8 protein-coding genes are annotated in these 13,778 nt (G+C 33.3%); 2 read left to right on the forward strand and 6 right to left on the reverse strand.

What is annotated here, in order from left to right; all coding sequences use genetic code 11:
• Positions 1-398: 398 nt before the first annotated feature.
• The 4 genes from JHE06_RS08110 to JHE06_RS08125 form a co-directional block, all read right to left on the reverse strand.
• On the reverse strand, positions 399-1,364 hold the full coding sequence (locus JHE06_RS08110; protein WP_058918873.1) for a glycosyltransferase family 2 protein: 966 nt from the start codon (positions 1,362-1,364) through the stop codon (positions 399-401).
• Positions 1,365-1,366: 2 nt separating this feature from the next.
• On the reverse strand, positions 1,367-2,215 hold the full coding sequence (locus tag JHE06_RS08115; protein ID WP_201088468.1) for a glycosyltransferase: 849 nt from the start codon (positions 2,213-2,215) through the stop codon (positions 1,367-1,369).
• A 280-nt stretch (positions 2,216-2,495) separates the two neighbouring features.
• Positions 2,496-5,753, reverse strand: coding sequence for a GW domain-containing glycosaminoglycan-binding protein (locus JHE06_RS08120; RefSeq protein ID WP_201088469.1), 3,258 nt, complete (start codon positions 5,751-5,753; stop codon positions 2,496-2,498).
• Between the two features lie 180 nt (positions 5,754-5,933).
• Positions 5,934-7,829, reverse strand: a complete 1,896-nt coding sequence (locus JHE06_RS08125; RefSeq protein ID WP_201088470.1) for an LTA synthase family protein — start codon at positions 7,827-7,829, stop codon at positions 5,934-5,936.
• Positions 7,830-8,182: 353 nt separating this feature from the next.
• Between JHE06_RS08125 and JHE06_RS08130 the strand changes: the two genes are divergently transcribed.
• Positions 8,183-9,151 carry a glycosyltransferase family 2 protein gene (locus tag JHE06_RS08130; protein ID WP_058918877.1) on the forward strand — a complete coding sequence of 323 codons (969 nt, stop codon included), beginning with the start codon at positions 8,183-8,185 and terminating at the stop codon, positions 9,149-9,151.
• Positions 9,144-10,667: an ArnT family glycosyltransferase gene (locus tag JHE06_RS08135; protein ID WP_201088471.1), complete on the forward strand. Its 1,524-nt coding sequence runs from the start codon at positions 9,144-9,146 to the stop codon at positions 10,665-10,667. The genes JHE06_RS08130 and JHE06_RS08135 overlap by 8 nt, the downstream gene beginning before the upstream one ends.
• A 78-nt stretch (positions 10,668-10,745) precedes the next feature.
• Here the strand turns inward: JHE06_RS08135 and JHE06_RS08140 are convergent, their stop codons facing one another.
• Complete coding sequence (locus JHE06_RS08140; RefSeq protein WP_058918879.1) at positions 10,746-11,699, reverse strand: glycosyltransferase family 2 protein; 954 nt, start codon at positions 11,697-11,699, stop codon at positions 10,746-10,748.
• 49 nt (positions 11,700-11,748) lie between these two features.
• Complete coding sequence (locus tag JHE06_RS08145; protein WP_201088472.1) at positions 11,749-13,773, reverse strand: hypothetical protein; 2,025 nt, start codon at positions 13,771-13,773, stop codon at positions 11,749-11,751.
• Positions 13,774-13,778: the final 5 nt, after the last annotated feature.

The following is a 13,778-nucleotide window of genomic DNA, read 5'->3' on the forward strand; positions in this document are numbered from 1 at the left end:
CATTGCTTTGCTTAGAATTAATGGGATAGATCACAAAAAAAGTAGTTACTAAGTAAACCCAGTTATACGCACCCCTGATAAGCTGATGTTCGTAATTTACTACTGTCGAGAGCAAGTATACTAGTGACATTAGTATTAATATATACCAGTACTTAGATTTAAACATTTCCCTTTTAGTGAAAAAATCAACTGCTATAATCAAACTTCCCCAAAAGAAACAAATCCATAGAGGGTATTGTTCTATATCAAAACTACTAGGCATAAAATAAATCAAACAAAGAAAGAGGTAAATTTTTCTGAAATTATCCCAATTTAATATCCAATCCTTAATTTTAAAATCATTCTGCATTTTTCTACTCCTTCAAGAAAACACAAATCAGATGATTCATGAATTACCATTATTTTTTTAATACTTTTTTATAAAGATAACGATACAGCGGTAAATTAACCTTCAATAAACATAAAGCAGCTAACTTAGCTTTGCTAGAAACTTTATTTTGAAAAATCATTTTTTGATTTTCAGCGATATCGTTTCTTAATAACTTCGCATATTCTTTTGTACGTTCGTCATGTGTAGAACTAGCAATTTTATAACCTGTTGAAAGATAACCATCTAACAGGTTGTCTACAGCAAAGTCACTTACTGTGGGGTACTCTATTTTAATTTTTTCTAATAATATCTTTCTTTGTAACACGTTATCGTATTGTTGTGGATTAAAGCTGCTGTTTACAATACTTTCGGAATTTGCTAGATAAAAATAACCAACTTCATCCGTTACTACTAATTTATGAGCTTGTTTTAGAGCATCATAACTTAACATCACATCTTCATACAAGACTCCTTCTGGAAATCTGACTGTTTGGAAAACAGACGCACGATAAACTTTATTCCAGACGTAAAATTCAATACCATTATATTTAAAATATAATTCCAGCATTTCTTCCTTAGAAGTAGTGATTCTATTTAAACTATTTAAAGTATTTAACGTTCCATCTGGGTTAACACGTGTCACATTACAGACTGCAATATCTGCTTGGTTTTCCTCAAGATATCCAATAAGTCGTTGATACATATCTTTCTCAGTATAGTCATCACTATCCATAAAAGCTATATATTCTCCATGCACTTGATTTAAACCAGCATTACGTGCAGCAGAAGGACCAGCATTTTCTTGATGAATAACTCGAACCCTAGTATCTTTTTCTGCTAACCGGTCACATATATTGGCTGTATTGTCAGTTGACCCATCATTAATAATAATCAATTCAAAATCACTTATATTTTGGCTAAGAACGCTTTGGACAGATTTTTCAACCGTATGTTCTACATTATAAGCGGGCATAATGAAACTAAGTACAGTCATAATTATTTACTCTCTTTCCGAAGCAGTTTGGTATAAATATATGCCCTTAATTGATTAGGCATAATGCTAACTATAATTTGCCCAGCAGTGCTTAAAAAATAATCCATATAGGAATTTAAACCAACTTCATGTATTTTTTTTCTTGCTAATTTACTGTCTTTCAAATACTTATATCCGCCACGACGCATAAACATGTCTCTTCCAGCCCGAGCATGGACTAAGACTTCAGGCACATTTTTCGCTAGCGTATCATTTTTTAACATTCTAACCCATAAATAATAATCTTCAAACCCATTTAAGACCATATAATTACCCGCTCTCAAAACTTCTTCCTTTTTATATAGAACAGTCATATGATTAAAAGGATTTCTTCTTTTTGCAGTTTTCAAAATATCCTCATAACTATGTGGAACAATTCTTTTTGCAACAATATTAGAGATGTCCGTTTCAAATTCATTGATATCAGATCCTACTATCCCTAGTTTCGGATTCTTCACAAATTCTCTTAACTGTTTTTCGAAGCGAGTATTCACTGCAATATCATCCGTATCCATTCGAGCAATTAAAGAGTATCGGCAATATTCAACGCCTATAGCTAATGCTTTCCCTAAGCCAACATTCTCTTCAAGAGGGTTTCTATTTAATAATCCCGGATGCTGATTTTCAAATTCATCAAGAACAGTATATAAATCATTCGTTAGAGGACCATCTTCTATCAAAACCAATTCATTGGGTTGAATAGTTTGGTTGACCAAACTGTCTAAACATTCTTTTAAATAGACTGGTTGTTCTTTTTTATAAACAGACATTAAAACACTAAATTTCAAGTCAGATTCTTCTATATCTTTCATTTATTATATATCCCTCACACTTTTCTTTTTTTTGAAAATATTAACGTTCTTATAATAAATAATGTTTTGCACTATTTCTCTCACAAAAACCATTTTAACATAATTTCTATCGTAAGTAGTCGAATTTTTTAAAATGTACTTTCAACAAAGTATTATATCATATCTTTAGTCTTTGACACTTGTTAAAGAAAAATTTAACTATCTTACCATTTCAAATCCAAATAAAAAAGCACTTTTAACGAAGGAGAAGTTCTCCAACATTAAAAGTGCTCTTATATTATTATTGAATAGCTGATTCAACTACCCAACCGATTTCTGTTCCCTCGATTGAAATTTGTACCCATTTAACACCGTCAGATGAAAAGGCCTCTTTAGTAATTTCAACTTCTTTACCTGAAAAGTCTGATAAGCCCGTTATCTTGGTATTGCCTGCTTCATAGTTATTCCAGACTCCAAAATCAGCAGCATTTGGTACTGGTGTACCTTGTTTAGAAACAATTTTCGGAATTTCTCCATATTGGATACCTGTTTCAGCTACCCAACCGATTTCTTCTCCATCTAACGAGAATTGAACTAATTTTTCACCCGTCGTCGATTCTACTTCTTTCGTTATTTCTAACTGTTGACCAAAGAATTCTGATAAACCTGCTACTCTTTCACGATTTTGTTCATAGTCATTCCAAACTCCGAAATCATAAGCATTTGGTACGGGTGTACCTAGTTTAGAAATAGTTTGCGGGATTTCTCCATATTGGATACCTGTTTCAGCTACCCAGCCAACTTCTTCTCCATCTAGCGAGAATTGAACTAGTGCTTCACCAGATGAAGACTCTACTTCTTTCGTTATTTCTAACTGTTGACCAGAGAATTCTGATAAACCTGCTACTTTTTCGCGATTTTGTTCATAGTCATTCCAAACTCCGAAATCATAAGCATTTTGAACAGGTGTACCTAGTTTAGAAATTGTTTGTGGGATTTCTCCGTACTGGATGCCCGTTTCAGCTACCCAACCAATTACTTCTCTATCTGCTGAGAACTGTACCCATTTAACGCCATTCAACGAAACAACCTCTTTGATTACTTCTAGTTGTTTGCCAGAGAAGGCTGATAGTCCAGTTACTCGTGTATTGCCTGCTTCGTAATCATTCCAGACACCAAAATCATAAGCATTAGCGACTGGTGTACCTAATTTAGAAACAGTTTGCGGGATTTCTCCGTATTGAATGCCCGTTTCGGCTACCCAACCAATGACTTCGCCATCTGCAGAGAACTGTACCCATTTAACGCCGCTTGATGAAATGACCTCTTTGATTACTTCTAGTTGTTTGCCAGAGAAGGCTGATAAACCTGTTACTCGCGTATTGCCTGCTTCATAGTCATTCCAAACGCCAAAGTCATAAGCATTGGATACCGGAGTACCTGTTTTGGATACAGATTGCGGAACTTCTCCATAGCGGATACCCGTTTCAGCTACCCAGCCAACCACTTCGCCATCTACTGAGAATTGGACCCATTTAACACCGATTGAAGAAGTAACTTCTGCGACAACACCTACTTGTTTACCGGCAAAAGCAGATAATCCTGCAACTCTAGTATTACCAGGTTCATAATCATTCCAAACGCCATAATTATAGGCGTTTGGTACCGGTGTGCCTATTTTCGAAACCTCTTGTGGTACAGCACCATAGCGGATACCGGTTTCGGCTACCCAGCCAATCACTGTGCCATCTACTGTGAATTGAACCCATTTAACGCCTGCTGATGACACGATTTCTTTGATTACTTTTACTGGTTTTCCAGCATATTCGGATAAACCCGCCACTCTAGTATTGCCAGCTTCGTAATCATTCCAAATGCCAAAATCATAAGCGTTTGGTACTGGTGTACCTAGTTTAGAAACTTCTTTTGGGGCTTCTCCGTAACGTATACCTGTTTCAGCTACCCAACCGATGACTTTGCCATCCGCTGAGAATTGAACCCACTTTACGCCTGTTGATGACAAAACTTCTTTGATTACTTTTATTGATTTTCCAGCATATTCTGATAAACCTGCGACTCGTTTATTTCCTGGTTCATAATCATTCCAAACGCCAAAGTCATAAGCATTTGGTACTGGTGTACCTGCTTTAGAAACTTCTTTTGGAACAGAAACATAACGGATACCTGATTCAGCTACCCAACCAATAATCTTACCATCTACTGAGAATTGAACCCACTTAACGCCTGTTGATGATATAACTTCTTTAACAACTTGGACTGATTTTCCAGCATACTCTGACAGGCCTGCGACCCGTGTATTTCCCTTTTCATAATCATTCCAAACGCCAAAGTCATAAGCATTTGGTACCGGTGTACCTTTTTTAGAAATATTTTGAGGAACTTGACTTGGTGTCAAACCTATTGCAATTCCTTTTTTAGCAACCCAACCAATCACTTTATTATTAGAACTGAATTCTACCCATTCTACGCCATTATTGGCTGTTGCTTCTTTGGTAACTTTTATTTCTTTACCAGCAAAATCTGACAGACCGGTAACTCGTTTCATTCCTCTTTGATAACTGTCCCAAACACCATAGTCATAAGCATTTGTAACAGGAGTACTAACTGCAGGCGTGATTTGAATACCTGTTTTCCCTACCCAGCCAATAACTTTTCCATTTTGGCCAAATTGAACCCAATCTCCATTTTTAGTTCTAACTTCTTTATAAACTACTATCGGTTGATTGGCATAAGAGTGTAATTCTCCGACTTTAGCCGATCCATTACCAGGATATGGCCCGTTCCAAATTCCATAATTCTTCGGATCTACTGGAACTGCATATTGTCTGTTTAAATTGTCTTCTTTAAAAATTTGATTAGGCATGGCGTTGTATTTTTCTACTACTAAGTTATAAAAATCACTTACTGTATATCCCCATTTTGCAAAATAGCCTACTGGATCAGTGTGATCTGTTCCACCAAGGTAACGGGAAACTTCATCATGTGTCCAAATAGTACCGCTACCGCCTTTTGTTGCACGAGATGGTTCAAGATCAAAATAATATAACATGTAAGCAGCTAAATAAGCATCATTATTTACAGATTGAGCAAATTGGTGAAAGGTATCATGTTCTACCAATTCAATTTGATAGAAACGAGGGTTCGCTTGTTTACCTGCTCCCCATACAGCAAAATCTGCGGGATGAATCTGAATAATGTTATCTTTATCAACAAAAGCATGCACGAAAGCATTTTGCCAATTTATAGTCATATAGTTTATTTCACTAGTAATGGTTGAATTTGGGTTAGCGGTTTCATGGATAACGATTCCTTCCGCTGCGCCATTACCATTTCGATAATCAAACTGTAAAAACTGTTTATAACTTTGTGTTATTTTTGCTGTTCGCAAATTTTGCTGTTTGATATATGTATTAACTTTTGGGTATTGATTGCTTTGTACACTTACTGCTGCTTCTACTGAAGCAGATGGTTGCATTAATCCGATGACACCAAAACTTGCTATACCTAAAACCAGAGTAGCTTTGTACCTTTTTTTCATTTTTTCCTTTTCCTCCTAATCTAACTTATCAAAACCCGTATATAAGCGGTAACAACCCAACGTTGTTACCGCTTATACCGTTACTTTTTCAATTATAGTACAAAAACTGAAGCAAATGTACAATAAAATAAAAAAGTCATTAGTTGTACACAATAGTTCAAATTGAGATTGAGGCTGAAATTAGTAAAAGCCCAGCTGTTTACTGTAGTTCATACCTGATGTTATGTCATACATAATCGCTTCATATTCGTATAAAATTTCTTGCGTTTCTGTTGGAAGCTCTGCTCTTGTTTGAACGACTTCATTTTTCTGTCCATCAACATAAATCCCTTTTTCAAAAGCAGGGAGCTGTTCTTGTAATGCACCTAATAAGGAATGATAACCACTAATTTTTGAATTTGTAGCCTCAAATATTTCATTCATAAAAAAGACAGGACTAATGATCCCCAAATCTTTTTGTACCTCAGTATAATTTGAATAAATAAATAATGGAGTTTCATATTTTGTAACGAGAGAATTTTTGTTTATGATAGTGTCTCCATAAGAACTTGGTAGATGATCTCCCCAGAAAAGAACAACAATTTTCTCTGGAAATTGTTCTAATTTTGCTATCCATTCTTCCATGGTTTGATCACTATAAGTAAGCCCTTGGATATACCCAGAAACCTCTGCTAAGTCTGTATCACCAGAAACACTATTTTTTATTTCTGAATAAAAGCCACTATAAGGACCATGATTTTGCATAGTTACCAAATGAATAAAATCTGTTTTGTCTGTTTTTTCCATCTGTTCAATAACCTCTTGGTAAGCAGCACCGTCAGATATAAAGGGATTATTTTCTATTTTGTCAGTATGAGCCATCGTTTCATTATATAAGAATTCATCAAATCCCATATTTTCATAAACTTCAGTTCTTCGATACATTTGTGTATGATGAGGATGAATAGCTGTTTTATAATAGTAATCCTCTGGTAAAAAGGACAACATCGTGGGTATTTTGTTCATTTTGGAAGCTAACTGGGTATAGGGCGTTGTCATACCCGGCAACATTGTTTCCAGAGATAAACCAGTCAATGCTTCAAATTCAATATTAGCTGTTCCACCTCCGTATCCTTGAGATAAAATAGATCCTCCAGAATAATCTTCCATCATGCTCCGCGTGAACGGTATAGGATCCTTTTCTACTTCAAGTTCTTTTATTTTCATCGGATCTGAAAAACTTTCACTCATCACGTAAATAATATTTATATCTTCCATACTTTCTGGACGAGTTAAATTAGTTTCATCTGCTCTTCCATTATATTTATCTACAATTCGTTTTATATATTCTTGCGAATAATCTTCTGGTTTTGCAACGACATCGCCACTCATTGTGTATAGGAAGGCCGCAATTGGGCCATTTCTATGGGCATTATATATTTGACTATGGGGTTGCCACTCTGCATACCCTACTTCTACAAAACCTTCTTTAAAGGGATTACCAGGATTATGAAAACTTAGTAGTTGTATTAAACCAATGCTTGAAAATACAAATAAAAGCAACCTTACTGCTCTTTTAGATTGTTTAAATTTAATAGGATGACTTTTTCTCCATTTCTTAATACCAACGATCACTACAATCAGCAGCACTAAAATACTAATTAATAAAGAAAACAATAATTTTGCAGAAGACTCTTCAAGAGAATTAATCATAAAAGGAAGATCTTTAACCATTAATAGATCGGAAGGAAATAAAGGCTCCGATCTAAATAGTGCTTTTTGCCCATTAGTAAAACCAAAAAGTACCGAAAGAAGTAATGTCATTAATGAACTAACCAAAATATTTCCTAGCAAGCTTGTAAACCAGATTTGAATAATAAAAATAATAACAGCATTAAATAAAAACAACCTTGTCCTAATTTCAACGAAGGCGTTTACAGTTTCTATGTTATAATTTTCAAAAAAAATCTGTACAATATAATTTCCTAGCAAAGCTATCCCTACTGACATTAACAAGATGCGTAATAAATAGCTTAACAAATTAAAGGTAAGCGTTTTAGTATTTATTTCAAAATAGTTGTTGTAATTTTTCTTCAAAAAAGTTCCCTGCTTTCTATACTAATCCAATAATTAGTCTTTATCTTAAACTACTATTATATACTTCTTTATAACTGTCAACCCTATCTAGCCTTTCTTTATCCTTTTTTCAAAGTTTGTATCTAAAAAGTGTCAATAGAGGTATCTCTACCTATACCATACCGATTTTTCTATTGAAAATGTTTGGTTTCTAAGTTAAAGTAGCAGTTGGGCTAGTCACTCACCAAAACAATATATAGAAAAAGCTACTTATGCAATTTTATGTATTAAATTTGACTGCTCTCTCAGTTATCGCATATTCACCGTGTAATTAATAAGAATATTAAACGCATTAAAAAGAAAGAGTGAATTTATTGAATACAACCGAATTATTATCCATTGTCGTTCCTTGTTATAATGAAGAAGAAGTTTTACCTATTTTTTTTAATACCGTTCAAAAAGAATGCAATAAATTAAAAAATATCGATGTAGAATTTATTTTCGTCAACGATGGATCAAAAGATAAGACACTCAACATACTTAGAGACTTAGCAAAAACATATCCAAACACCGTTCGATATGTTTCTTTTTCTCGTAATTTTGGAAAAGAAGCAGGATTATATGCTGGTTTGCAGTACGCTAAAGGAGACTATACCGTAGTTATGGATGCTGATTTACAGGATCCTCCTGAATTTTTAGATGAAATGCTCCAAATTCTACGAAAAAGCAACGGTGAAATTGATTGTGTTGGAACGCGAAGGGTAACACGTGAAGGAGAGCCACCCATACGTTCTTTCTTTGCTCAACAGTTTTATAAGTTGATCAACCGTATTTCTGATACAGAAATTGTAGATGGTGCAAGAGATTTCCGTATGATGACACGCCAAATGGTGGATGCAATTCTTTCAATTACGGAATATAACCGTTTTTCAAAAGGTATATTTAGCTGGGTAGGTTTTAACACTCATTATCTTGAATATAAAAATAAAGAACGCGCTGCTGGCGAAACATCCTGGTCTTTCTGGGATTTATTTAAATATTCAATTGATGGTATCGTTGCATTTTCTGATGCACCATTAGCTATAGCAAGCTTTGTCGGTATATTATCATTTTTTGTAGCTATTCTTTTGGCCATTCTTATTATTCTCCGCACGATCATATTCGATGATCCGACTTCCGGATGGCCGTCACTCGTTTGTATTATTTTAGCAATTGGTGGAATGCAGTTATTTTGTTTAGGTATTCTCGGAAAATATTTAGGTAAAATGTTTTTAGAAACAAAGAAACGCCCTATCTATATCATTAAAGAGGATGAGAATTCAAGAGGTGATCTGAATGGTTAAGAAACTAGAACAGTTATCTAAAACAATCATTATTCTATCTGGAATTGGAGCGATGATATGGATAATTGGAATAGCTATTTTCTCCCCAAACCTGGGTAATATTCTTTCAGAATTTCGTTCTGAGTCTACTTTAAACGAAATAGTCATTCAAAATTTAACTGCTTCAATAATTGCCATCTTTCTAATCGGTTGTGGGTTTTATATATCAAAAGTAAAAATTAGTTTTAAAGCAAGTAACATAATAGCTGTTATTGAATCAATTTTATTTTTTATTTTTCTTTTATGGTTATTTCGCTATCTAGGCATCCAAACTCCTATTGATGACGGTTCTTTTGTTTTAAATATCGCCAAAGAAGTTGTAGAAACAGGTAAAATATCCGGTTGGTACTTAGCTGCCAATCCACAAAACTTATTTATTTTATTTGTATATATCTTTATTGATAAAGTTTTTGGTAGCTTTGATCATCATACAATATATATAATTTTTTCTATTATGCATGCTGTATCTGCTCTGTTAATTTATTTTAGCGCTAAAAAGTTAACAAATAAACCCATGGCTTCTTTAATCGCTATGAATTTGTTTATGTTTACTATCCAAATCTCTTTACATGTAGCAAACATTTATACAGATACTTTGTCTATTTTCACTTCTTTAATTATGGTAATCTTTTTCGTTTACTTTATACAAACAAAAAATTTCAACAAAAAAATTGTTTATTTGACACTATCCAGTATCTTTTTAAGCATTTCCTTCTTCGCAAAAGGTTTGTTTTTAATTTTATTTATCGCTGTTGTCATTGCATTGATAGTAGGTTTGAGTGGTAAAGAAAAATGGCTAGTCTTAATTCCTATTGTAACTTTCCTATTGCTAAATGTGGGGTGGAATAAAGGAATTGATGCGCTACATTTATATGAAATAGATGAAAGAGGAATGCCTAATACCCATTACCTTTTTATGGGAGCAAATGCAGAATATTATTTTAAAGATGATGGGCGAGAACACTATCGTTCTGCAGGAGGATATAACGATAACGATTTAGCTTTTTCTAAGGATTTGTTTTGGGATCAGCGCATGTCCAAATCCACAATTTCAAAAATGCATTTGGAATTGATCAAAGAACGTTGGTCTTCTTTATCTCTTACTGAAGCACTGGCGTTTCTTAATGCCAAAAATGCTACGACTTGGTCTTCCGGTGATTTAAAATCTACTTTTAGTATCAAACTGGCTGCAGAACATAATGAAGTCAGCAGCACACTAGCTACTTCCAAAGGCTTCAATCTCTATATGCAAACCATTCAAATGATTTATTATTTTATATTACTACTTGTCTTTATTAAAATGTTAATCAAACGCACTGGTGATTTATATTCTCTGCTAACTTGTTTGTTTTTAGTAGGCATGTTCTTGTTTCTATTGTTATGGGAAGCTTCACCTCGATATTCTATGACGATAATGTCCTTTATCCCGATCTTGTTCCCTTATTTAATTACAACTCAAAAAAAGACATTGAAATAATCAATGTCTTTTTTTTTGAAAATAAATAAATGGACTAGTTAATTTAACGACAGCAAATCACTAACTTCAGGATTTTTTTCAATTAGTTTTATTTATAAACTCTTTAATACTGAATTTTGGCCGTTGTTTTGTCTCTAAATAGATTTTTCCGATGTATTCACCTACAATACCTATTGACAAGAGCATAAGCCCTCCAATAGCCCAAACGGATACGGCCACGCTTGCCCAACCTGTAACAGTGTCCCCCATCTGATGACGCACAATAATGTAAATCAGCATCAAAATACTCACTGCAAATATTAAAACGCCTAAACCTGAAATTATTCTAATTGGTTTTATGCTTAAAGAAGTTATTCCCTCTAAAGCAAAAGATAACATCTTCTTTAAAGGATATTTACTTTCTCCTGCTAATCGTTCATTACGTTCATAAGAAACAGTCGTAGAAGAAAAGCCCAGCATCGGGACAACTCCTCTTAGAAAAAGATTAACTTCTTTGTATTTAGCTAATTCTTCAATTGTTTGCTTGCTCATTAATCTGTAGTCAGCATGGTTATAAATTACTTCTCCACCAATGAAATTCAATATTTTATAATAGCTCTCAGCTGTAAAACGTTTAAAAAAGGTATCTGTTTCCCGTTTGCTGCGAACCCCATAAACAATATCATACCCCTCTAAGTACTTATCTACCATCTTTTCAATAGCATTGATATCATCTTGCAGATCAGCATCCATAGAAATAACCATATCAGAATAATCTTTCACAGTTAATAATCCTGCTAAAAGAGCATTTTGATGCCCTTTATTTCTACTTAAATTTATGCCGCTAAAGACATCGTCATTTTCATGCAGCTCTTTGATGATTTCCCAAGTCGTATCTTTTGAGCCATCGTTTACAAAAACAATCTTACTTTTTTTATGAATTTTATTACTTTTTATTAACTTTGAATATATTTTTTTTAATCTGGTTGCTGTTTCATTTAGTACCTCTTTTTCATTGTAACAAGGTATCACCATATATAAGGTGTTTTTCATTTCTCCCGCTCCTTACAGCTTATTCATGTATCCATTGTTATATTTTTGTTTATTTCAGTACTTTATAAATACTTATATCGTCATTTTCAAAACACCGCTGGAAGCCACTTTCTGTAGTAAACAAATCATTTGGTTGTTGTTTCTTATATTGCACAAGATATTTTACATTCAATTCCATCGCTAGATTATATTTATTTTGATAATCTGGAGAAAACAATGAATCATTTCGCTCTAACATTTCTTGTGCTTTTTCAGGCTGTAATCCGCTGTTTTTAGCATATTCAGGTCCCTCTATATAAAATCCTCGGTCAGAATAAGCGCTATATAAGAAAAATCGATGATCATCGTTATGTCTATTCGTCGCTAATAAATCGTTAGGGGCAGTGTTATTTTTTATCCACATCATTCCTTCATACTCTAAAGAACTGATGCTGCTATTAAAGAAGTCAGTCTGTTCATTTACAAAATTTGAATAGCTTTGTTTTAAACTTCCTTTAATCATACTGGTTGTTTCAAGAACTGGTCTCATAAAGACTAAAGCCACAATAACAAAAAATACTATTTTAAATTTTATTCCAGCGTTTTCCTTTAAAAGCCTCTCTACTTCTTTTCCTCCTAAATAATAGATCACTGGAAGAGCTCCGAAAAGAAAATACATTTGTGAATAGCCTGAGTGACGAATAATATAATAAGCCCCAATCGATAAGACCGAGAAAATCAAACTAAATTGATCAAATAACGAAATATATTGTCTATTGAAGAACTTATAGATATTCTCAATCACACTCCATAGATAAGGAATCGAAAAGAAAAATACTGCGAGCAAAAAGTGCGGTATGACATAAGTAAATCTTATAAAAAAGCTGCTATCCGGATTATTCAATCCACCTGGAAACAAGGACGTGGAAGTGATAACATCAAAAGCAGTATCCATACCTATCTCTACTAGATCACTCCCTTGACTTAAAAGGGTGAAGTGAATAATGGCATAAGAAAGAGTGGCGATCATTAGGAATTTCAGCCAAAACAAGTTTCTTTTTTTCTGAATCAGCATTGCAAAAGTTAAAACAAATAATGCAACTAAAATCATTAGCGCAATGGGGCCTTTTAAACCTGCTAGCAGAAACATAAAAATAAAAATCAATAGGATATTTTTTTTATTTTCTTTAAACTCTAAACTATTTTTTATTACTAGTAATACTAATAATACTACTGGCAACGTAAGCGCCATTGCATTAACATTTGTAAATAAGTGGTAAAAAATATTGTTGTAATAGCCATTAGCTGCAGACGGTACATAAAAAAGAGCAAAAGCAGCGAAATAAGGCAGATATCTTGAGTTTTTAAACATTACTTTAAAGAAAGCAATTACTGAAATAGTTAATATTGTTCCTACTATTATAAACTGGAATTGAATAATTAATTCATACGCACTGAATCCGAAAATGTATTTTGCAATAGCATAAAATAAATCAGAAAAGTAATGATAAAGAAATTTGATACCGTATACTCTTGTATCCGTGTTGCTACCGCTAGAAAGAATATTAACATTCCCCATATGCCATGCCATATCTTGGTATGTAACAGCATTTGAAACAACTGTTGGTTTTGGAAAAGCAAACATCGTATATATAGCAGAAACGAGTGTATTTGTTCCCATGAATAAATAAGTACCTGCATCTAAAATTTTATTTTTTTTAACAGAAAAAATCAATTTCTTTTTTGATACCAAGTAAATTACTCCTACTATTAGTAATAGTGGGGTAAAAAACTTAATTAAATATAAACTATTAAAGAAAGAAAAGATATAGTACTGAATGATTAACATGAACATTCCTAAGAAAAAGGCTAGTATTTCTTCTATCATATTAGTAAAGTTATTTATTTTCAGTAGCTTAACGCTTATTTTTCCAGGAAGGTAAATGTAAAAAACGTTGTACGCTAAAAATAATATAAAATTAATAATAGATAACTCAAAAAAAAGTTGGCCTATAATTAAAATTGAGATTACAGAAAGTCCAAAAAAGAGCATTCCGATTTTATTAATATTTCTTTTTATACTTTGTTGCATCATAATTT

The sequence above is a fragment of the Carnobacterium sp. CS13 genome (genome assembly GCF_016653495.1).
Taxonomy (GTDB): Bacteria; Bacillota; Bacilli; order Lactobacillales; family Carnobacteriaceae; genus Carnobacterium_A; species Carnobacterium_A antarcticum.

What these genes read in the sequence shown, in the direction of transcription:
- JHE06_RS08110 (WP_058918873.1), bottom strand. Translation starts at nt 1,364, where the DNA reads ATGACTGTACTTAGTTTCATTATGCCCGCTTATAATGTAGAACATACG.
- JHE06_RS08140 (WP_058918879.1), bottom strand. Translation starts at nt 11,699, where the DNA reads ATGAAAAACACCTTATATATGGTGATACCTTGTTACAATGAAAAAGAG.
- JHE06_RS08120 (WP_201088469.1), bottom strand. Translation starts at nt 5,753, where the DNA reads ATGAAAAAAAGGTACAAAGCTACTCTGGTTTTAGGTATAGCAAGTTTT.
- JHE06_RS08135 (WP_201088471.1), top strand. Translation starts at nt 9,144, where the DNA reads ATGGTTAAGAAACTAGAACAGTTATCTAAAACAATCATTATTCTATCT.
- JHE06_RS08145 (WP_201088472.1), bottom strand. Translation starts at nt 13,773, where the DNA reads ATGATGCAACAAAGTATAAAAAGAAATATTAATAAAATCGGAATGCTC.
- JHE06_RS08115 (WP_201088468.1), bottom strand. Translation starts at nt 2,215, where the DNA reads ATGAAAGATATAGAAGAATCTGACTTGAAATTTAGTGTTTTAATGTCT.